Consider the following 22,237-nt stretch of genomic DNA (forward strand, 5'->3'; position numbering starts at 1 on the left):
CCCACTATGATAGTCCCATTTACATAAAAGTCAACCGCTTTGAAAATTGATGCGGTCCAATCTATTAACGTCATTGCATTAGCCTACGAAACAGCCAGTACGCCTGTTATTAAAGGCTTATCTGCCCGCTTCACTGACTTTCATTAATCATTAAAAAATGAAAATTTTAAAAAATGATTCTTTTTAATTAACCGATTAGTTACCAAAAGATACAACCTTTGCTGTAACTGTGAGCGAGGTTAATTGTTAATTTATTTGACAACAGCTTCACCAGGTGTTACATTTTAAATAACAAGTTACTTTTAAAGTAACATCAAAAGGAGAACTTAAAATTATGACAACTTACGCAATTACGGGCGCTACTGGAAAATTTGGCAAGCAGGCACTAGCAACATTAGCACAATTAGTGCCGGACGCACACATCATTGGGTTAGCAAGAAATACTGATAAGGCTTCAAAATCGGTTCCAGCCGGCGTTGAAGTTCGAAAAGGTGATTACACAGACAAGTCTAGTCTGATCACAGCACTGACTGACGTCGACAAACTGCTCTTCGTTTCGTCCGTACCCGGTGGTGATATGCCACGGCAAGAACAGCACCAAAATGTGATCGACGCTGCTAAAGAAGCTGGCGTTAGTTACATCGCTTATACGAGTTATCCGCAACTTGAAACAGCTAAGTCACCGCTGAGCGGAGACCACAAATACACTGAAAAAGCGATTTTAACGGCTGGTCTTAACCATAGTTTCTTACGGAATAACTGGTACTTAGAAAACGAACTTGGCACAATTCAGGGCGCTTTAAAGGGACAGCCATTCGGCTACATTGAAGGTAAGGGCCACGTTGGTTGGGCTGCCGAAACTGATTATGCGGACGCCGCAGCCAAAGTGCTGACCCTTGATGATCCAAAAGACGTTTACGAATTTGCGGGTGCCCCATTATTGTATGCTGACTTGGCCGCAATCGTTAAACAAGTGAGCGATGTGCCATTTGACGTTCACGCTGAGAGCGATGATGAGTTTAAGCAAGGGTTGATCAATCACGGCTTAGATGCTGGCACAGCTGCAGCTATCACATCAATGCAGACCTTCATTAGCAATGGTGATTTAGATGAACAAACCAGCGATTTAACAGATGTGCTGGGACGTCCACAAACCGATTTAGCCGACGTCATTAAATCATATAAGTAAAAGTGCTTGTATTGCGTCACTGAATCGCTATAGAATAGAACCACTATTTAATCGAGGTTATTAATATGAAATATTCTCATAAGTTAAGCGATGCGGTGCACGTACTGGCTTTCATCGACATTTTTCAAGATAAAGGCGACTTATCCAGTAATGGTATTGCCGGCAGTATTAACTCAAATCCAAGTTTAGTCCGGCGCTTGATGTCAGCTCTGGTTAAAGCTGGCTTACTGGTCAGTCAACCTGGTGTGGCTGCACCATCATTGGCTAGGGCCACTTCTGAAATCTCGTTACTAGACGTTTATAACGCGGTTGAAGAAGATCATCATTTGCTACATGTTGATGAGACCACTAACGTCGATTGCCCAGTTGGTGCTAACATTCAAGGCGCCTTAACCGATGCCTATAATCAGGTTCAAGCACAAGCTGAGAAAAGTATGGCCGAAATTACGTTAGATCAAATCGTTGATGATATTCAGGCGCGACGGTTAAAAACAGCCAATAAGTAAGCAAAATGACTAGTCCCGTTATCCACGGAACTAGCCATTTTTTAATTCAAAGTATTACACTCAGTCTTGCTCAATATTCTTCACAATAACTGACATGGTACCATCCGGATTAGTTCGAAACTCAACCACGTCCTTATTTTTCAAGACATCTACTGGCACCGTCATTTCAATGCCGTTTCCAAGTTTAATTTTCTGTTTTTGGTACTTTTTCTCAAAAATCGGTGCGTTGGGTACCCGAACCGTCTCTGAAACACCGCGTTCTTTAAGTTTTTCCTTAAAAGCAACCTTAGCTTCTGGATTATCCTGAAAAACCGTTTCAGCAATATGGTCACTATCGATGCTTTCATCTTTTTTGATACTCTCGTAAACGGCTTTATGCGTCTGTGGCACCGTTAATACATCTGTTTCAGTATATTTCTTAGCGGTTTCCTTAACCGTTTTTTCAATCGTTTTGATTTCCTCAGAAACTTTTTTAACCACCGGAAGCTTTAAAATATTCTGTGCGAAACTCCAGTCTTCCCCGTTATTATCATACTTTTTCGATTGAATTCGAATCGTATCTCCCATCACCAAGAAGCCATCTTTAACCGTCTGAACCGGAGATGGCAAAATGGTTTTATTCTGAATAATCGTATTAACCAGCGTATCATTATCATACTCAACTGCGTGGAGATACTTTGCGGTGTAATCCAGTTTCACCATACCAGTTAAATCAACTAAGTCATCATTTTGAGCACGGAAGAAGAGCAGATCACCGCCATTAATCTTCGTTGCGCTCTTAATTGCGTTAAAAAAATCCAGACTGATTTGGGCAGAATGATCGATGAAATCACTCGGATTATCAACGAGTTGTTTGACAATCTCGCAATCATCGAGAGGTGTTTCCGTATACTCTGTTTTCATCAATTTTTCGATGACTTTTTGAAGGTATTCCTCCATGACCACGTCACTAGGATCAACTGCCTTATGTGATACTACAACGTTGCCTGAATCCTTGTCCATCACGTGGACGACTGCCTCTATTATTCTCATAGAACCACCTTTACTTCATTATCTGTTGTCAGATTAACCCGATTGCAAAAGGGGCTAGTGACATATGCGCCGCTAGCCTCCTATATCCACTTAAAGTTTAATTCAGTCTTACTACTACTCTTCATCCAACGTCACAAACGTATTGTAATTAAAGTAATCATACCGCAAACGCATATTAGAGACTTCAAACGGTGTGCCGTCGTCCAAGAAGAAAATGCCTTCCATGATGGCAACCGGTTCCGTTGGCTTTAAAGCCAGCAGCTCCTGATCCTCTTCGTTGGAAGGTGCAACTTTCATCGTCATAAACGACTTAGTCACAACCTTATTTTGAACGTCTTCCAGATAATTGAAGATTGATCCTGAAACTACCTTTTGCGATAGTTCAGGCGCAATCTTAATCGGGATAAACCCTCGTTCAATCATAAACGGATGATCATCGAATAATCGTAGGCGCTTGATTTCATACACAAAATCGCCCTTTTCCAAAAAGAGATCCTGCTGCATTTCTTCGTTAGCAGGCACCACTTTAAAGGACAGCAGTTTGATTCCCTGAGTCTGCCCATCACTCTTAAAACTATCCGTAACCCCTAAATTTGAGCCTTCATAATGAAAAATCGTTTGGTTCTTCATGTATAATGGATTAATGAAAGTGCCAGAACCACGTTTCTTAAAAATAATCCCTTGATTTGCTAAAACACCAAGTGCTCGCTTGATTGAACTACGACTGACGTTGTATGCTTCACTCAGACTTCGCTCATCCGGTAGTCGTTTGTCTGGAAACTGATTATCGTGAATTCGCGATTTCAAGTCATGCAATACTCTTCTGTAAACTAAATCTGCCATTCCAATCTCCCTTGCAACCAGTTCACTGATTTAATAATTAAATCGAGTATAACAGATTTTGAAGTGTTCGGATAGATTGAAACGCACTATTATTAAAATTGGTCCTTATTAATTGTTTGTCTGGACTGCACCAAATTACTCAAGTAAGGAATGATCATCATGTCAAAAAAGAAGAAAAAAGGACAATTACATAAAACATTAGTCGAACAGATTCTCGATAAAGCTAAGATCAGCTATGAACAACTTTCGTTTGCTACTCACGAAGCTGGAGACGTTCAACAAATGGATGTTGATGAAAGTACCTTTGATCAGCATACTATCTATAAAACCCTGGTTGCATCTGGCAAAACAACCGGCCCCGTTGTGGGCGTCCTGCCACTAGATACGCACTTAGACCTGAAAAAACTAGCTAAGGCTTCCGGCAATAAGAAGGTCAATATGGTTCCTTTAAAGGAGCTAGTCAAAACTACCGGGTACGAGCATGGTGCTAACACGCCCATCGGTATCTGGGAAAAACTGAAGTACCCGATTTACTTCGATAATACAGCTAAAGAACAAGGCGAAATCATTGTTTCTTCAGGACAAATTGGGCGTTCAGTGAAAGTTAATGCTGAGGCGGTTTGCAAGTTGGTTGATGGTGAATTTACGGACTTGCTGGAAGAGGAATGATTCTGTATAGCCTAATCGGGCTTCAACGAGCAGAGAGCTGCATGTAAGTAAGAGGCACCACAAATCCAAATCGGACTCTCAACTTCTATATAGCCTAATCGGGCTTCAACGAGCAGAGAGCTGCATACAAGTAAGAGGCACCACAAATCCAAAATCGGGATTTATGGTGCCTCTTACTTGTACTCCGCTCTCTAAGCGCTCGTTTCCGCACCTTACTTCATTCCATTCCACTCCGCCTTAAAATCCTCCAGAAAAGTGGTCATGGTCTTCTGCCTGCCCTTTGCAATTTTTTTCGCTACTGGGGTATTCATACTGTCCGGTAACTTCAACAGTTTTTCGTAAAAATGGTTAATGATCGTTTCGTTATTCAAATTGCGGTACTCCGCCTTTGTCATACTTGTTCTCGGCGCTATCTGCGGATCATAAATTTTTTCATTATGATGCCCACCATAATAGATAGCTCTAGTAATCCCAATTGCACCAATCGCATCCAAACGATCCGCATCCTGCACAATCTGGCCTTCCAATGGTAGTGGTTGCTGATCATCCGTCAGAGATTTACTAAATGACATATTGTTAATAATCAACATCACCGTATGCACTTGATCCGGCGCAAATTCAATCGAACTTAAAAACTGCTCCACATCTTGTTGCGCAGCTGATACATCCGAAACCAATTTATCGTCAATGACGTCATGCAAATAAGCCGAACTCAGCGTAATCAAGTAATCAGCAGAAGGCTCTTCTGCCAACAGCATTTTCGCATTGGTCACTACCCGGTTAATATGGTCAACACCATGACCCGTGACATCACCCGCTAATTTTTGCGCAGTATATTTACTAATTGCAGCTAATTGCTCAGTTGCTTCCAAGTCGCTCACCTAATCTTTCTCAATAATAGAAAATATGATACTTTACTTCTGTTAAAATTTCATTAGAAAAATTTCCGCTTTAAAATTTTCATTTATCATTTTACATCCTAACATTTATCTGAATATGTTCCACAATCAAGTGGCTATACCACCCTGTTGGTTTTATATCTTTGCTTGCTTCCCCTTCGGAAACATGCTAAATTCAGATGAGAAATAGATTAATTAGAGGAGGTCATCAAACATATGACACCAGTATCTTTCAAAGGGCTGTCGCTTGGTAGCGGTGTTCCTAAAATATGCGTTCCCATTACGGGCGTCGATTCAAACACCGTTATCGGTCAAGCAGGAGAAGCCGTTTCTTCCTCAGCGGATATTGCTGAGTGGCGCTTAGATTACTTTAACGATTTAGAAGATACTGCTGGGATTCTTTCTACGGCAAACCGGTTAGTTGAGATTCTCGGCGATTTGCCATTGATCGTTACTTTACGTGACCGCGCGGAAGGCGGTAAACGGCAGATTGCGGACGCCGATTATTTAAAGCTTTATACTCAGATCATGTTACGAACGGACGTCACTGCCATTGATATTGAATGGCGCCGGGAACCAACCATCGTAGATCAGTTAATTACTCTGGCACACGCTCACCAAGTTCGAACGATTATCAGTCACCACGAATTCGAACATACGCCTACTAAGAGTGAGATGATGGCTCAACTTAAAAAAATGGCCCAATTAAATGGTGATGTGGTCAAACTAGCCGTAATGCCCGAAAGCAACGATGATGTCTTAAACTTAATGGTGGCCACTCATGATGCCAGTCAGAATATTTCACAGCCAATTATTACCATGGCCATGGGTTCACTTGGCGCCGTCACAAGGGTTGCGGGTCAAACTTTCAACAGTGTACTAACCTTCGCAACAACGTCGGCGGTGTCAGCTCCCGGACAATTAACTGTGGATCAAACACGACAAATTTTGAAAATCATTGCACAATAAATGAGAATTTTACCAGAATTATTGAAACGGCTTACACTATCTGCTATATTATTAGTGCAAGATACGTAAAACGTTTTACTTAACTTTAATTGTAAAACACTCACACTTTGAAATGAGGCTTATTAAAATGACTAATCGTGTTACTGTAATTGGTAGTTTAAATGTAGATACAATCCTTGAAATCCCTCGCTTGCCAAAACCTGGCGAAACGTTGGCTATGGGTGATCAGTCTTTTGCTGGCGGTGGCAAGGGTTCCAACCAAGGAATCGCAGCTGGCCGTGCTGGTGCTGACACTTACTTTATCGGTAAGATCGGTGATGACGCTAACGGTAAGTTTATGGTGAAATCAATGACTGATTCTGGCATCAACGTTGACCAAATCACCATTACTAAGGATGCTAAAACCGGGCAAGCTTTCATTTTACTGGATAAAAATGGCCAAAATTCAATCTTAGTTTACGGTGGCGCTAACCAAGTCTTGTCAACTCAAGATGTTGACAACGCCAAGGACACTATCGCTAAGAGTGATTTCATCATTACCCAGTTTGAAACCCCGCTTGAAGTTGCCGAAGCAGCTTTTAAAGTTGCCAAGGAAAACAACGTTGTCACGATTTTGAACCCAGCACCTGCACAGGAAACCATCCCTGCTAGTCTCTTAGCTGTTAGTGACCTGGTTGTGCCAAACGAAACTGAATGCCAAACCTTAACTGGTGTTGAGATTACTGATGAAGCTTCCATGATCAAGGGGGCTGAAAAGCTTCACGCAATGGGTGCTAAAGGTGTCATCATCACCGTTGGTAGTAAGGGAGCCTTCTATCACACTGCTGATGGCAACTACGGTTTCGTTGATGCTTTCAAGGTTAACGCCGTTGATACTACCGCTGCTGGCGATACCTTCATTGGCGCTTTGAGTTCTCAACTAAAACCAGACTTCAGTAACTTAGCTGAAGCAATCCGCTTCGCGAACCGGGCTTCATCCATCACTGTTCAACGCATGGGTGCCCACCCTTCAATTCCAACTTTAGCCGAAATTGAAGCGGCTGAAAAAGCGGCAAAATAAGTTAATTAAAAATCAACAACTACAACAATTAAAAGGAGAATTCGTCATCACTCAAACAAGTGACGATGGATTCTCCTTTTTAGTTTGTTATTGATACTTCGGTGAACCGCTATTAGCCTACTGGTTCAATTGGCAAATGCATACCCTTCCAGCCTTCTAAGGCACATGATAATTCATAGGCTTTAAAACCAGCTGACAAGGTTTACCGCTTAGTTAAAATTTACTTTTGTGTCTTTATCGACTGATTCTTATAGGTTTCAAGCCCAACATTAGCCGTTGCTAATTGGTTCTTATCCGTCGCAGTGGCTTTAAAGCTAACCTTATCACCTGCTTGGATAAACTGGAAAATCGGCTGGAAGGACTTAGCTGAAGTGTCCATCCGGTAAACGTGACTGTCACCCTTCAAGATAAACAGGATCTGCTTATCATCGGGTTTAACCACCCGTTCAACGGTTCCAGAAATCGTCTTGCCAGTCACTTTAGGCTCAACGGTTGTCCCCGTCTTAGCGCCGACACGTTGCTGGAAGATCTCCAGCGTGCTCTGCGCATCATCGCCAACCGCATAGGTACCGCTTTGGTTGTTACCATCCGCCAGCAGGTACACGAACTTCATGAAGGAGTTGTTATCCCGGTCAAGCATCGAAACCACCCAGGTTGGATTGCCATTAATTCTGTATAGTAACGGCAACGTCCCTTTATAGTTTTGCGGGTTAATATCCTGTTGTGCGTATGAAATCGCACGCTCAGGGGTCATGACGTTACCGTGCTCACGATAATAGTGAAGTGTGTTGGTTCGCGCATCCACGAAGGCGTAACCAAGAATGGAACTTTGATGACTATTCACACTGGTCATCCCGGTGAAGTAATAAATTCGACCCTTGTATGCGTATGGGGTTAACGTCTTGCCACCCTCAGTTCCGGCTTCAGTTGGCTTCATCACATCATTATGCCCACCAAAACTGGTAGCGTTCCAAAAGCCGTGACGGTAACGGCCAAACATTGAAACTTCTTGCTGGACTAATTCTGGCGTAGCTGCCACATCCACGAACTTCGGTACCTTATTTGGTGAATAGACCTTCACCTTACCGCTGACTGTGTTTAATACAGCCACTTTGTAGTGCTTAAAGTCATAGTTCCGGTTGAAATAAGAAATCGGTTTAGCCAACGTCCGAACGTAATAGGGCGTCCCGTTATTATCAACTTCCAGCTGCGAGGTATCACCAACCATGGTATAACCCATGCTGTAAGCATTAATCCGGCGATCCGCATCACGGTTAAAGTAAGCACTTGGCGTATATCGCATAGATTTTGCCACAAACTTTGGATCGGCATTCTTATCCGTAGCGTTAGTCATGAAGTACCCTGGCACCTTTTGGTAATGAATATACCGCCAGAAGCCACCAGAAAATTCAACGGGTGCGACGTAAACCATTTTGCCGTTATACATCTGAACACGCATATGATTCAAATCATAAACGTTGGAGTTTTTAAAGCTATTTAACGAGTTATTCATATCTGTAGAAACAGTTTGCGGTGCATTAACTACTGGTGTCTCAGCACTATTTTTGATGACGGGCATCGGTGCGCCATCCGTAGAATTATTCATGTCTGTCTTAATCGAGTTCACGGCTGGCTTAGGATTCATCGTCGTGACCACTGAAGCAACACCGCTTAGAACGATCACGGCAACAATTGCAACTACTGCAGCGCCAATCAAGCGGCCAATCCATCCGATAGTAATACCAAAACTACGCAGTAAACGACTGAAAAAATTATCCTCGTGGACTGCTCGTTCTTTTACGGCGTTAGGATTGAAAACGAAACGACGCAGGATTGCTACCACCACAAAACCGGCAATCAGCCATAATAGCCAACCGTCAATTAAAGACGGATAGGCTAAATCTGGCAGATTAAAATACGTATTGACATAGCTGACGATAAATAATGCCACAATCGCTACGGTTCCCCAAATTCGCCATCGTCGGTTACTGATCCACAAGAACCAAATAAACGGGATCAATAACCCTGATAATTTAACAAGTGTAATCAAGGCAAAATAACTTAGCATAGTTAATCCTCTTTCCTGTTTCCCAAATACAGATTTTGTTACCTGTAGTATACCAAATTGTCAGCACTACTGTTTGAGAGTTCGCTTTCAAGACAACGCAAAAAAACTAGTCTTCAACAAATAGAAAACTAGCTGCACGCACTCATATTCTAAATAAACGGTCCTGTTAAGACACACTGGCAGCATACGTATCGATTAGCCGCGCAATTTCTTTAATCACTGCAACAACATCAATGTCATTCACGGCTAAACTACCAGTTGCCAGTAACTTTTCGGCTTTTGCCTTATCGGTTAATTCGATATGATACTTTTCTAATAACGTGTTTAATAAATAGTCCGCACTACTTTCTCGTGCTTCTTTTAATTTGAAATCTTCAGCATGTCCAGATTCATTTACCCATAGTGTAAATGTCTGTAGATTACGGCAGACATGAGAAATGAAATTTTTATCTTCAGGCGTTAGCAAGTAGATACTGTCGTTCACTTCAAACCACCACTCTCAATTTAAATTCATGATTCTCTCATTTTTCTTTAAGTCTAACACAAGTAAAATAAGATTGAAAGAAACAGGATGAAATCGCTTACTTTGCCTATAATACATGATATGATTGATGTATCAAACAACTAAAAATACACGCCAAGCTTAATTTTAATAAAAACTAAAGAAAGGCGATCCATCGAAGGTTGATGTTGTCTCACAACGACTTAATTAAGCTTTATCGCTAAGCATTAATATAGTAAACTGCTACTATGCTGAAAAAGCCAGCCACTGAAACGACATATGCGTTCAGGTGACTGGCTTTTCGTTAAAGGAGTGGCCATCATGAAAATTAGTAAAGACGTCTGGATCTCATCCATTGGTGTTGGACTGACTACCCTCATCTTTTGCCTGATTTCCGGTTCATTTCACCTCTGGATGAGTGGCGCAGCCTTCATCGCTGCCTCCTACTTCTTTGGTGCCGGTGCACCAATGCATAAGGTGTTAAATATTTCCGTTAGTTTCCTATTTGGTATTGCCTTAGGTTGTTTCTGTCTGTGGATCATTAGCTTTCCACATTTAGGTGATGTGATTCCAAGTGCCATTATTTTCGGCTTTTTGACGTTCTTAGTTTTGTTCCTGCAAGGTACCATCCTGAAGTTTGCGGAAGTTCCTGCCTGGTTACTCGCTTGGGGGACTACCATGCTGATCATTACCAATATTACAATCAAAAGCTGGCCAGTATTCTTGATTCAACTAATTGTCTCCATGTATCTTGGCGTTTACCTGATTATCATCGGCTCTAATTACTTCTCCAAGTGGATGTATAAATTATTTCCTGATAAGCAGCCAAAGAATAGTGATGGGTACGAAAAGGAATGACGGATTTAATTTCAAAAAGATAGCGGTTATTACTCAAGTTTGAGTAATAACCGCTGTCTTTTTATACTTTGAATGATGTTCAAAAACTTTTTAACTACCCAACAAGTAATTGATTGCGCGTTGCCATCGCTTTTTCAAAATCATCCGTAAATATGCCATCTACATCTTGCGAAAAAAGCTTTGTCATCCGTGCTTCATCGTTAACCGTCCATATTCGCTCAATCAAACCTTCATCATCTTGAGCGCGATTAAGGTGCAACCCGTTTAAATGTTCTTTCCTCAAAAAGGCTAGTGGATTGCGGATCGTTTGCTCCGTTAAAAAGCAGTAATTTTGACTATCATCCAATTGCTGACAAATTTTCAAACTATCTAAATTAAACGAAGAGTAAATCACTGGATGGCGTAAATAAGCTTGGCTAACTTGTTTTAACACGATTTCTTCAATGCCTTCATAATGAATTTGATCCGTTTTAAACTCAAGGTTAAGTAAGACATCAACATTCTTCACTAGTTCCAATAACTCATATAACGTAGGGATGGACTCACCGTTACTTAATTTAAATTCCTTTAATTGATCAAAATCGTAATCACAGATTCGGCCCTTACCATCCGTAGTCCGGTTAATGGTTTCGTCATGCATAATCACCGGTAAGCGGTCACGGGTCAAATGAACATCAAATTCAAGTCCTTCAACGTTATGTTCAATAGCGTACTGAAACCCCTGCAGTGAATTTTCTGGGAACTTTACGGGAATTCCGCGATGACCGAAGATTAAAGTTGACATGTTGTGCCCCCTATTTGTAGTGGTTGGCCCGATTGGTGTTAGCAACTGAATCGTTTAATCCCTTTTCAGCGACCGCTAGTGCCTTATTAATGTCTGTGCCGTTATAGATTTGTGCCATGGCAGTCTGTGCCAAATTTCGTTCTTGAATGACACCCTCCATGAAGACACCTGAGTTAGCCGTATTAGCTTTGATCGTTGCCAATTGCTGACTTGGCACTTGTGCAGAAGGATGCTGTTTATATAGTTTTTGCAAAATGGGCTGGGTTTGAGAATCCTTGTTAAGCGCTAAGTATCCAGTTGCAGCTTGCCATTGCGCCTGCGCTTTAGCTGTCATCACGTATTTAACGAATTCCCAGGCGCCCTGCTGAACCGCTTTTGGTTTATCGTTACTGATCCAAAGCGATGCGCCACCAACCGCGACACCGTTTCTCGGTTTACCATCTTGATGCGGATAATAGGTGATCCCCAGTTCGTCTTTTGTACCAGCTAAAAGTTGACTGATGTAGGCCGAAGATTGAGTGAAAATACCTAATTTACCAGCAAGAAAAGCAGCAATTTCGTTGGACTCGGCTTGGCTACCGGCACCATAATCAATAAAGTCACCAGCCTTAATATTCTCACGAACCCATTTCATAGCGGCTTGCGTTCCTGGAGTATTCAAATGTACCTTGGTCGGAATTCCCGTTCGACCATCTTCATGGTTCGCTAAATGCTCGTTACTATTTGCCATAAACTGTTCAAATAACCAACCATACTCTTCAACAGTCAGTCCTTTTACCTTGCCATGGGACTTGGCTGAAATAGCCTTAGCAACGCGTGTAATATCACTATAGGAAGGATCAACCGGTGGTGCCTTGATTCCTAACCGTTTCAGTAACGATGCATTGTAATAAAGAACCGGTTGAGAAGTATTGAATGGCATTGAAATTTGACTGTCTTTCTGTGAATAAAAGGCCCGAGCTACCGGTGAAATTTTGTTAATATCGTAATGATCCGCATCAATAAAGTGCTGCATTGGTGTGGCAACCTTAGCATGATATAACTGACTGGTAGAAACATCCATAGATTGAAAGACAGCGGGTGATGCCGAAGTGCCATGGGTATGCAGAATTTTCTGCACCGCTTCGTTATAATTTCCCTCAAATTGGGGCTCTACACGGTACTTCGATTGACTAGCGTTAAATTCCTTAGCAAACTGCTTGAGTTGTTCCTGCCCCGGTCCAGTCATTTCGTGCCAAAAAACAACTCGGGTTCGACTGGCCGCTTCTGATCTCGCACAAGCTCCCAGTGGCAATATCAGTAACAACATGCCTAATGTGAACCACCAACGTTTATGTGTGAATGCCATCATTTAACCGCCCCTTCATTAAGACCAGCCTTAAAATAATGCTGACCCACAAATAGAATAATCAGTGTTGGAATAACCACGATTGCGGCACTGGCTTGAATCATGCCCCAGTTGTTAAAGCTTTCCTGTCCCTGAAGTTGGCGGAGGCCATCTTGAACTGGTCGAAATGAATCACTAAACGTTGTCAGCATTGGCCAAAGATATTGATTCCAACTACTTAGGAAACTGTATGCGGCCAACGTCATCAAACTGACCTTCGTGTAAGGTAACGCCAGGTGCCAGTAAAATTGCCAGTGAGAAAGCCCTTCAACATCAGCTGCTTCCTTCAACTCAACCGGCATTTGCATAAATGCTTGCCGTAACATAAAAGTTCCAAAAGCCGCGGTTAGAAACGGAATCACCATGGCCGCATAGTGGTTCAAAAGACCTAGGCTACGTACAGTAGAAAAGTTTGGGATGACCTCTGCTTCGAAGGGCAGCATCATGGTCATTAAAAACAGCATGAAGAGCTGCTTGCGATATTTGAATTTGAGGAAAACAAACGCATAAGCTGACATGGAGCAGAGCAAAACTTGAAACAGCATCGTCAGCGTTGAAATGACTAAGCTGTTTAGCAAATACCTGAGAATCGGCGTCGTGGTGATGGCGGCTACGTAGTTATCCAGTGAAATATGTGAACTCCACAAGGCACCTTTAGAAATATCTGCTGTAGGCATCAAGCTAGTCCATAATCCCAGTAAAAAAGGACCAAGAACTAAGAATGTCAGGAACAATAGCAGTACGTACTGACCTACTTTTTTGGCATTGGCAACATTGGTTCCCGTAGTAGCTGGTTGACTCATCTCCATTAGTAGTTCACCCGCTTTCCTAAAAGTTTGAACTGAATCAACGTGATCACTGCAATGATGGCCGTTAATACCACCGACTCAGTGCTAGCAAGACCATAGTTACCATTAAGAAAAGCATCTTGATAAACCCGATAAACTAGCAGATTCGTAGCGTTATTGGGTCCACCAACCGTCATTAAATCAATCAAACCAAAGCTCTTGAAAGCATCGATCAACGTCACAATCAGGACAAAAAATAACGTTGGTGAAATTAATGGCAATGAAATTTTGAAAAACTGTGTCGTTTTACCCACACCAGCAATTTCTGCAGCTTCAAACAGGCTGGCTGGTAACTGCTGCAACGCACCAAATAAAATCAGGAAGGTGAAACCTAGATTCATCCAGACCGTTGTCATAATAACGGCTAGTAGTGCAAAATGTGGATCGGCCAACCAGTTAATTTCCGGTAAATGCAACGCCTGTGATATCTGGGCAAATACCCCGACTGATGGGTTAAAGGCAAATAGCCAAAAAATAGCGGCAACTGAAACTGAGATTCCCATTGTGGAAGAAAAAATCGTCCGGAAAAACCGAATCCCTCGTAATCGTTGCTGAGCTGCAACAGCTAATAACATCCCCAGAATAATCGTCAGAACCGAGACCGCTATGACGTACATCAAGGTAGCACCCAAACTGGATAGATAGGCTGGATTGTTAAAGAGACTCATATAATTATTTAGGCCAACAAAAACACTGGCATGGCCCAAATTATCCGTTAGAAACAAGCTGAGATAGAGGGTCTTAATCATCGGCCAGAAAACAAAGACAGACAAAATCAGTAACGACGGCCCAAGAAATATGGCCACATAAAGATTGTCCTTACTCCATTGAGCAGTTGTGGACAAGCGAACTGGCGCTGACTGTGCACCTGGATCCTTTGAATTAGAATTCCGTGGCAGCGACTGTAGCATCGTTTACGTCCCCCCTTTGACTCGCAATCAGTTCTTTGGAGTTCATATCAAATACGTCAAACTCCTTCACACCCACAATTCTGATTAAATCGTCTGCAGCCACCTGCAGTTGACTGTCAGCAACAATACGGAACCTTTGCGAATCGTTCAGAACCGCAGTAATGACCGATTGATCTCCTAAATATGAAACCGTGACTACCCGCGCATTAGCCTGTTGTGGTCCCACTTTAATTTGAATATCTGCTGGTCGAATCCCCACAAGAACCTTACTATCGTTGAGCCTCATTTGGATCAATGGTAAGCGCAATACCGAGTCAACTATTAGGTCATGCCCAACTACATCCGCCTTCAATAAATTGATCTGCGGCGTGCCAAAGAATTGTGCTACAAAAGCATTTTGAGGATGCTGATACAAATTAACGGGTGTATCGACTTGTTGGACCTTTTTATCATTCAACACCAATACACGGTCCGCCATGGTCATCGCTTCAACTTGGTCATGAGTGACATAAATGACCGTTAAACCTAGACTTCGCTGAAGCTGTTTTAATTCGACACGCATTTTGGCACGTAATTGTGCATCCAAGTTAGATAACGGTTCATCCATTAAACAAATTTTTGCTTCACTGGCAATTGCTCTTGCTAAAGCTACTCGTTGCCGTTGACCTCCCGAAAGTTCCTTGGGTTTACGATCCCGAAGTTCGGATAGACTAACCATCGCTAGCGCATCATCAACACGATGTTCAATCTCAGTAGCTGATAATTGACGAGATTTAAGACCAAAGCCAACGTTCTCGGCAACGGTCATGAATGGAAATAGTGCGTAACTTTGAAACACCATGGATAAGTTTCTATCTTTTGGTGGCATTTGATTTGCGACCTTGCCATTGATTAACAACCGACCGCTAGAAATCGATGTTAAACCGGCAATCATTCTTAATAAGGTACTTTTACCGCAACCGGATGGGCCAACGATAACGAAAAACTCACCATCGTTGATCTGAACGGCAACATCTTTGAGAACTGGTTGATTACTTCCTTCATACGTTTTTGACAGTTGCTCTAATGTAATTGTCAATCCCTTTCACCTGCTCAAATAAGTTTAGTAGTGGCATTACACTACAACGCTAAGTGTAAAGAATATTCTTATCGTTTCCGTATGGATTACGTATCGAATGTGTAAAGGTCTGGACAGGCAGATAAAGATACACGTTAACTTTCTCTAGCAAATGACACTAGAGCTACTATTTTAGCCGTAGGTCGCCAGCGTCTCCATCTGCTGTGTCGGTGGTGTTAGGGCGTTTCGCCCTTACAGCACGGGACGACATTTAAGACGCGCGTTCTTTGCGTGGCTTAGATGCGAGGCGAAAGACCTTGGCTTTCGCCGGTCCCCACAGCGATGGAGACGCTGGGGGCCGAAGGCGGACCCATCAGCTTTTTTACTCTAGCTGTAATGCACCACTGTTACATTGCCGAAACGCGCAAAAAAAGGCAACGCCCGGCCATATAAGCAAAGGCCCCCACACAGTCAAAAATCAGGCACACCACTGTTACATTGCCCAAACGCGCAAAAAAGGCAACGCCCGGCCATATAAGCAAAGGCCCCCACACAGTCCAAAACCAGACTGTATGGGGGCCTTTGCTTATATTCTGGGCGTTAACCGCCTTTTTTTACGCTCTCTACTTTTCTACACCTTTCCCATCATACTCATCAATCATAATCTGACGCAATTCACCGATCAATGGTTCTTTAGGGTTAGCAGTTGTACATTGGTCTTCGTATGCTAATTCGGCTAATTTATCAACCGTTTCGTCGAAGTGCTTCTTATCAACGCCGTTAGCTTTCAAACTCAAAGTAACGTCCACTGAGTGAGCTAATTCAATAATCTTGTTAACCAAGGCTTCCTTGAGTTCTTCCTTATTCTTGCCAGTTAAACCAATGTATCTGGCAATTTCAGCGTAGTCCTCATCCGCACGGAAGTATTCGTACTTAGGCCAAGTAGTCAGCTTACGAGGTTCCTTAAAGTTGTACCGGATAACGTGTGGCAAAGTGATGGCAATTGCTAAACCATGAGGGAGTCCGAACTCACCACCAAGTTTGTGGGCAATCGAGTGGTTAACACCTAAGAAGGCGTTAGCGAAGGCCATACCAGCAATGGTAGCTGCGTTATGCATTTCTTCGCGGGCTTGTAAATCACCGTTGTATGAAGCCGTTAAGTTTTCGAAGACTAACTTAATCGCTTGCAGTGACCATGGACGGGTGTAATCTGATGCCATGTTTGAAACGAATGATTCAATAGCATGGGTCAAAACATCCAAACCGGCGTATGAAATGGTCTTCTTTGGCAGGCTTTCGATGAATTGTGAGTCCACAATGGCAACGTCTGGGGTCAATGCATAGTCAGCTAATGGGTACTTAACGTGGGTCTTAGCATCCGTAATAACGGCAAATGGTGTCACTTCTGAACCAGTACCAGAGGTAGTTGGAATAGCAACGAATTGTGCTTTAGTTGCTTTTTCAAACTGGTAAGTTCGCTTCCGAATGTCCAAGAACTTCTGCTTTGCACCGAAGAAGCTTGCATCTGGATGCTCGTAGAATAACCACATGCACTTAGCAGCATCCATTGGAGAACCGCCACCTAATGCGATGATCGTATCAGGCTGGAAGTTCTTCATTTGAGCATAACCCTTTTCAACCGTATCAGTTGTTGGGTCTGACTCCATTACTGAGAAGAGTTGATATTCAAAGCCGTCTGGACGACGCTTCAGTTCACCAAGTACCTTGTCAACGTAGCCAAGTGAGATCATGGCTGGGTCAGCAACAATGAAGGCTTTCTTAATACCAGGCATATCGCCAAGGTAACGTACAGATGTCTTTTCAAAGTAAACTCGGGGTAATTTAATCCATTGCATATTATTCCGCCGCTTTGCGATTGTTTTAATGTTTAAAAGGTCAAACGATGAAACGTTGTGTGAAACCGAGTTCTTGCCCCATGAACCAGTACCAAGAGTTAATGAAGGAATCATTTCGTTGTAAAGGTTACCAATACCACCAAGAGCTGATGGGGTGTTCACCAATACACGACTAGCCTTCATCTTGATGCCGTATTCCGTAGCAAGGTCTTCATCCAAGGTGTGAATGGCTGCGGTATGACCGAGGCCGCCAAAGTGAAGTAAGTCGTTAGCAATCTTGAAACCTTCTTCATGGTTGGCTGACTTGTAAACGGAGATCACTGGGCAAAGTTTTTCGGCTGAGAGCCAGTTGTCTGGACCAACAGTGTTTAATTCAGCAGCTAAAACTTTAGTATCTTCGGGAACTTCAATTCCGGCTAATTTAGCAATATTGACGGCTGACATACCAGCGATTGGCCCTTTAACACCGCCACGTTTTGGATCGTACATGGCATCTGCTAAAGCTTTTTGTTCAGACTTCTTAATGAAGAAGACTTTACGATCCTTCATTTCCTTCTTAACGGCATCGTAAATGTCGGTGTCAATAATGATACTGTTTTCAGTGGCACAAACCATCCCATTATCAAAGGTCTTAGAAAGAACGATATCGTTGACTGCACGTTTGATGTTAGCAGTCTTTTCAATGTAAGCAGGACCGTTACCAGGACCAACGCCTAAAGCAGGCTTCCCAGTTGAGTAAGCAGCCTTAACCATGCCGGGACCACCAGTAGCAAGTACTGAGGCAACTTGTGGGTGGTTCATCAAAGCAGTGGTTGCTTCAAGGCTTGGTTCTTCAATCCACTGAATCACACCTTCAGGAGCACCGGCTGCAATAGCGGCGTCACGAACCACTTTGGCAGCTTCTACAGAACACTTCTGCGCTTGTGGATGGAAGGCAAAGATGATTGGGTTACGCGTCTTAACGGCAATTAATGACTTGAACATAGTCGTAGAAGTTGGGTTAGTCACCGGTGTCACACCAGCTAAAATACCAAGTGGTTCTGCAACTTTGATTAATTGACGTTCCTTATCATCTTCAATGATACCAACAGTTTTATCATTCTTAATGCTGTGCCAAATTTCTTCAGTGGCAAACATGTTTTTAATCGCTTTATCTTCCCAAACACCACGACCAGTTTCGTCCACAGCGAGTTTAGCTAAACGCATATGTTGGTCCAAACCGGCGATTGCCATTTGGTGCACAATATGGTCGACTTTTTTCTGATCAAAATTATCCATTCCACACAGAGCATCGTGTGCTTTATTAACTAATTCATCAATCTGATTATTGATGCTAACGGGCTTTTTAGGCTTTTCATTATTTGATTTTGAATTCATTTCTTTTAACATTCTTAACCCTCCATCATGAAAATACTGGCTAATTTCTTTGTTATCTCTTTCACAAAGACTATAATATCATACTTTTTTTAAATGTAAATAGCCAAAATAAATTTATTTTTTTACGTTTTCTGCTTAATTTTTTCCTTACTCCACCAGTATATACAAGTGTTTTCACTGATTTACTAGCAATGTAAGCGGTTAAATATATAGTTTGTGAAATAAAATACTATAAGGCGATAAAGTGAAACTTTTCCTGAAAATAATTTTCTTTCTCTTCTGGATCCGATGATACCGGCATTTCAGAGCAAAATAAAAAAGTTCCGCAAAAACGGGACTTTTTTAGAAATTATTTCACTTTTTTAATGGGTTTGATTGGCTTTTGAATCATCCGCAGCAACTGCTCTGATTGGATTCGGTTTAAAATCGTATCTGCAGCAACCTGCATTAGCTTATCGTTCAAGGTTTTAGCTGGTGCTTCCGGCTGTCCTTGACCTAAATTCTTTAGTGAGTTGTTCAAAACATCGATGAAATTATCGTAGGCCTGCTTAGGGAAGTCCCCCGCCGTCACTTGATCGATTCCATGACGAATCGTTTCGGTTGAAAAGAGCGGCTTCAATAGCCCAATCAACAATAAATCAGCTAACTGCATGGTCTGATATTTCTTTTTGACTGGTGCAATAATCACCTGGTGTTTAACGTAATTATTGATCATTGCTGGTGTGATTGGTTCAACACCTAGCTGACCAATGGCGTCATTAACAAAGGCCACGACCTGGTCCATATACAAATCAAACTTGGGTAATTCACTCCAATGCGGTAACTTAACCTGACGAATCTGAGCTTCCCAGCGATTATATTGATCGAATTCTGCCATTTTAGCCACTCCTTTATATAGTATATTCAACTACTTTATAATTATTGTAGCATGTTTACCTAGTTTTATAAACTAGATATTAAAAGAGTTAAAGAAAGCCCGCTGGTTAATCTCACCGCGGACCTAGAATTATCGGATTAACGCCAATTTATTCGCGCCAGTATTCGTTTGCCAACCACTTCTTGAACAAGATAAAAGAAAGGATAGATGCTGGCTAACAGCGGCAGGTAAAACACTGCCATCTGCCAGTTGAAGATACCTTCCAAAGAAAACAGTTTGCCAAAGAAAATAAAAATCAAGGCGAAACACCCTGCCATCAATAGCACTAATGCAAGTTTTAGCCGATTAAGCGGTCTGGCAACCATCAATAAAGCCACCAAACAAACGGCGCCGGTTAACAGTACCGAAAGCGTCGAAGTCTCGGTGTAATTTAAATTGAACTGCACGCCACCCACCAGATCTATCACTAGAATATAGGCCACCACGCAAATAGCAGCGGGTGCTGCAATCACCATTACTTGTTTCATAAATTGTCCCGATATTCGTTGATAATTCGGCTCCAGTGCCAATACGAAGGTGGGAATACCCACCGTTAAGACTGAAATCGGTGTTAGCTGGATTGGCTGGAAGGGATATCCATTTCGCATAAAAATAAAAATGATACTTAACGCCACGGAATACATCGTTTTGATTAAAAATAGGGACGCCACCCGTTCAATGTTATTTACCACTCGCCGACCCTCATTCAACACATTGAGCATGGCATCAAAATTTGAATCAACCAGGACAAAATCGGCAATACTTTTAGCCGCTTCACTGCCACTAGCCATGGCGATGCCACAATCAGCCTGTCGTAACGCCAAAATATCGTTTACACCGTCACCCGTCATCGCAACTGAATGCCCTGCCCGTTGCCAAGCCTTGACTAACTGCTTCTTCTGGGTAGGAGTAACGCGGCCAAAAACGGTATATTTAGCGACTAACTGATCATAATCAATGTCACCCTCTAAGCTGCTCATATCAATTAATTGCGCCCAGTTCTTGATACCGGCACGTGACGCAATGTTGGCCACTGTCGTTGGGTTATCGCCGGAAATAACTTTCAAGGCAACATCTTGATTCTGAAAATAACGAAAGGTCTCAACAGCGTTTTCGCGAATCTCATCCTCAATTAGAATTAGGCCAAGTACCGTGACATTACCTAGATTATCAGCATTCATTTCAGTAGTCTGGGCAATGCAAAGCACCCGATACCCTTCCGCAGCGTATCCTTCGATCTGCTTTGCCAAATTGGCCGGTACCCGTTTGAGAACAAACTCTGGTGCGCCAATGACGTAGTTACCCTGTTGAACACTGACACCGCTCCACTTCCGAGCTGAAGAGAACGGCACCACTTTTGTCGGCTGCCATTCCGGATTAGTTAAAGCGCTATTCAACGCACGGGCTGTTTCGTTATCGTCCCCAATGGCGTTAATGGTACCGCCAATAATCAGTTTCACCTGATCTAGAGATTGCTGATGCCAAGGCACAATTTTACTCAACTGAAGTTTGCCACTCGTGATGGTTCCCGTCTTATCTAGTCCCAGAACATCAACTCGTGCCAAGCCTTCAATAGCTGGTAGCTCTCGGACCAATACACGGTGCCGGGCAAGATTCATTGCTGAAACTGCCAGAGAAACTGACGTCAACAAGACTAGGCCTTCGGGAATCATGCCAATCATGGCAGCTGTTGTCCCTAAAATAGCTTGGTTAATACTGCTGTGGTTTAATAGACGCGAAATAAAGAGGACAGTGCCCAGCGGAACGATCACAACGGTCAGAATTTTAATAATCCGATTAATGGTATTCAGCAGCTGACTATTAGTACTTTCGCCTGACTGAACTTCGCCTGACATAGTATTGATAAAACTCTTTGCCCCAACATGGGTTGCTCGAACTACGGCTTGACCACTGACCAAAAAGCTGCCCGAGACCACCGAATCGCCAGTCGTCTTAGCAATCGGTGTTGCTTCACCGGTAATCTGTGATTCATCCACTTCAATACCCTTAGTCTCTAAAATCAGGCCATCAACTGGCAGCTGGTCACCCCGGTGCATCACCAGCAGATCATCTTGAACGATCGCATCTTGGTGGAGCTCCACTGTTCCGCTAGCCCGCTTAACCTCATAAGTAGATTCAGATAATAGACTCATTTTATCGATTTGACGCTTAGAGCGAATTTCCTGGAAGATGCCGATAGCCGTATTCACGATGGCAACACCTAAAAACAGCTCATTTTTATAACTACCTGTAATCAGCACCAAAGCACCGAGAACCAAGTTGATCAAATTAAACCAAGTCAGTAAGTTGTCTCGGAAAATGGCCTTAATTGAACGCGTTAGTGACGGTGCTGGTTCGTTTTGCCGTCCAGTATCGATTCGCTGTTGCACTTGTTTAGCTGTTAAGCCTTGTGAAATCGGCATGTTCCAAACCACCTTCCATATCTCTTGCTAACATTGTACAAAATTTACAAGCAACTTGGGCTAATCTACCGATTTCTTTAAAG

19 protein-coding genes and 1 pseudogene are annotated in these 22,237 nt (G+C 42.6%); 6 read left to right on the forward strand and 14 right to left on the reverse strand.

Going from position 1 to position 22,237, the window contains the following annotated elements:
• The first annotated feature begins 334 nt into the window (after positions 1 to 334).
• Together CES82_RS06640 and CES82_RS06645 are read left to right on the forward strand one after the other, a co-directional pair.
• The gene (locus CES82_RS06640) at positions 335 to 1,189 is read left to right on the forward strand and encodes an NAD(P)H-binding protein (RefSeq protein WP_098824704.1); all 855 of its coding nucleotides are present in this window, start codon (positions 335 to 337) and stop codon (positions 1,187 to 1,189) included.
• 65 nt (positions 1,190 to 1,254) lie between these two features.
• Positions 1,255 to 1,695: an Rrf2 family transcriptional regulator gene (locus tag CES82_RS06645; protein ID WP_098824706.1), complete on the forward strand. Its 441-nt coding sequence runs from the start codon at positions 1,255 to 1,257 to the stop codon at positions 1,693 to 1,695.
• Between the two features lie 60 nt (positions 1,696 to 1,755).
• On the opposite strand, the gene CES82_RS06650 is transcribed toward CES82_RS06645, so the two are convergent.
• Positions 1,756 to 2,727, reverse strand: a complete 972-nt coding sequence (locus tag CES82_RS06650; RefSeq protein ID WP_098824708.1) for a nucleoid-associated protein — start codon at positions 2,725 to 2,727, stop codon at positions 1,756 to 1,758.
• 114 nt (positions 2,728 to 2,841) lie between these two features.
• Positions 2,842 to 3,570: a GntR family transcriptional regulator gene (locus CES82_RS06655; RefSeq protein ID WP_098824710.1), complete on the reverse strand. Its 729-nt coding sequence runs from the start codon at positions 3,568 to 3,570 to the stop codon at positions 2,842 to 2,844.
• A gap of 159 nt (positions 3,571 to 3,729) precedes the next feature.
• Between CES82_RS06655 and CES82_RS06660 the strand changes: the two genes are divergently transcribed.
• Positions 3,730 to 4,239: an aminoacyl-tRNA deacylase gene (locus CES82_RS06660; protein ID WP_098824712.1), complete on the forward strand. Its 510-nt coding sequence runs from the start codon at positions 3,730 to 3,732 to the stop codon at positions 4,237 to 4,239.
• Between the two features lie 212 nt (positions 4,240 to 4,451).
• Here the strand turns inward: CES82_RS06660 and CES82_RS06665 are convergent, their stop codons facing one another.
• Positions 4,452 to 5,111, reverse strand: a complete 660-nt coding sequence (locus CES82_RS06665; protein WP_098824829.1) for an HD domain-containing protein — start codon at positions 5,109 to 5,111, stop codon at positions 4,452 to 4,454.
• Positions 5,112 to 5,354: 243 nt separating this feature from the next.
• Between CES82_RS06665 and aroD the strand changes: the two genes are divergently transcribed.
• A complete protein-coding gene (aroD, locus tag CES82_RS06670) occupies positions 5,355 to 6,107 on the forward strand; it encodes a type I 3-dehydroquinate dehydratase (protein WP_098824713.1) in 753 nt (250 codons plus the stop codon).
• A gap of 127 nt (positions 6,108 to 6,234) precedes the next feature.
• On the forward strand, positions 6,235 to 7,167 hold the full coding sequence (gene rbsK, locus CES82_RS06675; protein WP_098824715.1) for a ribokinase: 933 nt from the start codon (positions 6,235 to 6,237) through the stop codon (positions 7,165 to 7,167).
• 112 nt (positions 7,168 to 7,279) lie between these two features.
• Here rbsK and CES82_RS12370 read toward each other — a convergent pair.
• The 3 genes and pseudogenes from CES82_RS12370 to CES82_RS06685 all read right to left on the reverse strand — a co-directional run.
• Positions 7,280 to 7,366: pseudogene (locus tag CES82_RS12370) on the reverse strand (rhodanese-like domain-containing protein); the annotation flags it as partial.
• A gap of 21 nt (positions 7,367 to 7,387) precedes the next feature.
• Positions 7,388 to 9,235, reverse strand: coding sequence for a hypothetical protein (locus CES82_RS06680; RefSeq protein WP_098824716.1), 1,848 nt, complete (start codon positions 9,233 to 9,235; stop codon positions 7,388 to 7,390).
• 166 nt (positions 9,236 to 9,401) lie between these two features.
• A complete protein-coding gene (locus tag CES82_RS06685; RefSeq protein WP_098824718.1) occupies positions 9,402 to 9,719 on the reverse strand; it encodes a hypothetical protein in 318 nt (105 codons plus the stop codon).
• Between the two features lie 339 nt (positions 9,720 to 10,058).
• Between CES82_RS06685 and CES82_RS06690 the strand changes: the two genes are divergently transcribed.
• Entirely contained in the window at positions 10,059 to 10,595 is a 537-nt protein-coding gene (locus CES82_RS06690; RefSeq protein ID WP_098824719.1) for a DUF1097 domain-containing protein, read from the forward strand.
• 94 nt (positions 10,596 to 10,689) lie between these two features.
• On the opposite strand, the gene CES82_RS06695 is transcribed toward CES82_RS06690, so the two are convergent.
• From CES82_RS06695 to CES82_RS06730, 8 genes are all read right to left on the reverse strand, one after another.
• The gene (locus CES82_RS06695) at positions 10,690 to 11,379 is read right to left on the reverse strand and encodes a glycerophosphodiester phosphodiesterase (RefSeq protein ID WP_098824721.1); all 690 of its coding nucleotides are present in this window, start codon (positions 11,377 to 11,379) and stop codon (positions 10,690 to 10,692) included.
• A 10-nt stretch (positions 11,380 to 11,389) separates the two neighbouring features.
• The gene (locus CES82_RS06700; protein WP_098824723.1) at positions 11,390 to 12,730 is read right to left on the reverse strand and encodes an extracellular solute-binding protein; all 1,341 of its coding nucleotides are present in this window, start codon (positions 12,728 to 12,730) and stop codon (positions 11,390 to 11,392) included.
• Positions 12,727 to 13,569 (reverse strand): carbohydrate ABC transporter permease, encoded by an 843-nt coding sequence (locus tag CES82_RS06705; RefSeq protein ID WP_098824831.1) that lies wholly within the window; start codon positions 13,567 to 13,569, stop codon positions 12,727 to 12,729. The genes CES82_RS06700 and CES82_RS06705 overlap by 4 nt, the downstream gene beginning before the upstream one ends.
• 5 nt (positions 13,570 to 13,574) lie before the next feature.
• Complete coding sequence (locus tag CES82_RS06710; protein ID WP_098824724.1) at positions 13,575 to 14,525, reverse strand: carbohydrate ABC transporter permease; 951 nt, start codon at positions 14,523 to 14,525, stop codon at positions 13,575 to 13,577.
• A complete protein-coding gene (locus tag CES82_RS06715; RefSeq protein WP_098824726.1) occupies positions 14,497 to 15,603 on the reverse strand; it encodes an ABC transporter ATP-binding protein in 1,107 nt (368 codons plus the stop codon). The genes CES82_RS06710 and CES82_RS06715 overlap by 29 nt, the downstream gene beginning before the upstream one ends.
• Positions 15,604 to 16,205: 602 nt before the next feature.
• Positions 16,206 to 18,815, reverse strand: coding sequence for a bifunctional acetaldehyde-CoA/alcohol dehydrogenase (adhE, locus tag CES82_RS06720; protein WP_225364866.1), 2,610 nt, complete (start codon positions 18,813 to 18,815; stop codon positions 16,206 to 16,208).
• A 349-nt stretch (positions 18,816 to 19,164) separates the two neighbouring features.
• Positions 19,165 to 19,692: a DUF1836 domain-containing protein gene (locus CES82_RS06725; protein WP_098824729.1), complete on the reverse strand. Its 528-nt coding sequence runs from the start codon at positions 19,690 to 19,692 to the stop codon at positions 19,165 to 19,167.
• A gap of 137 nt (positions 19,693 to 19,829) precedes the next feature.
• Complete coding sequence (locus CES82_RS06730) at positions 19,830 to 22,154, reverse strand: cation-translocating P-type ATPase (RefSeq protein ID WP_098824732.1); 2,325 nt, start codon at positions 22,152 to 22,154, stop codon at positions 19,830 to 19,832.
• Between the last annotated feature and the right edge of the window lie 83 nt (positions 22,155 to 22,237).

Source organism: Secundilactobacillus silagincola (genome assembly GCF_002583405.1).
In the GTDB taxonomy this organism is placed as follows: Bacteria; Bacillota; Bacilli; order Lactobacillales; family Lactobacillaceae; genus Secundilactobacillus; species Secundilactobacillus silagincola.

Bases quoted from the DNA above. Each gene is read 5' to 3' on its own strand.
- CES82_RS06680 (WP_098824716.1), bottom strand. From the start codon at position 9,235: ATGCTAAGTTATTTTGCCTTGATTACACTTGTTAAATTATCAGGGTTA.
- aroD (WP_098824713.1), top strand. From the start codon at position 5,355: ATGACACCAGTATCTTTCAAAGGGCTGTCGCTTGGTAGCGGTGTTCCT.
- CES82_RS06700 (WP_098824723.1), bottom strand. From the start codon at position 12,730: ATGATGGCATTCACACATAAACGTTGGTGGTTCACATTAGGCATGTTG.
- CES82_RS06695 (WP_098824721.1), bottom strand. From the start codon at position 11,379: ATGTCAACTTTAATCTTCGGTCATCGCGGAATTCCCGTAAAGTTCCCA.
- CES82_RS06725 (WP_098824729.1), bottom strand. From the start codon at position 19,692: ATGGCAGAATTCGATCAATATAATCGCTGGGAAGCTCAGATTCGTCAG.
- CES82_RS06710 (WP_098824724.1), bottom strand. From the start codon at position 14,525: ATGCTACAGTCGCTGCCACGGAATTCTAATTCAAAGGATCCAGGTGCA.
- CES82_RS06645 (WP_098824706.1), top strand. From the start codon at position 1,255: ATGAAATATTCTCATAAGTTAAGCGATGCGGTGCACGTACTGGCTTTC.
- CES82_RS06655 (WP_098824710.1), bottom strand. From the start codon at position 3,570: ATGGCAGATTTAGTTTACAGAAGAGTATTGCATGACTTGAAATCGCGA.
- CES82_RS06690 (WP_098824719.1), top strand. From the start codon at position 10,059: ATGAAAATTAGTAAAGACGTCTGGATCTCATCCATTGGTGTTGGACTG.
- adhE (WP_225364866.1), bottom strand. From the start codon at position 18,815: ATGAATTCAAAATCAAATAATGAAAAGCCTAAAAAGCCCGTTAGCATC.
- CES82_RS06650 (WP_098824708.1), bottom strand. From the start codon at position 2,727: ATGAGAATAATAGAGGCAGTCGTCCACGTGATGGACAAGGATTCAGGC.
- CES82_RS06705 (WP_098824831.1), bottom strand. From the start codon at position 13,569: ATGAGTCAACCAGCTACTACGGGAACCAATGTTGCCAATGCCAAAAAA.
- CES82_RS06730 (WP_098824732.1), bottom strand. From the start codon at position 22,154: ATGCCGATTTCACAAGGCTTAACAGCTAAACAAGTGCAACAGCGAATC.
- CES82_RS06640 (WP_098824704.1), top strand. From the start codon at position 335: ATGACAACTTACGCAATTACGGGCGCTACTGGAAAATTTGGCAAGCAG.
- CES82_RS06660 (WP_098824712.1), top strand. From the start codon at position 3,730: ATGTCAAAAAAGAAGAAAAAAGGACAATTACATAAAACATTAGTCGAA.
- rbsK (WP_098824715.1), top strand. From the start codon at position 6,235: ATGACTAATCGTGTTACTGTAATTGGTAGTTTAAATGTAGATACAATC.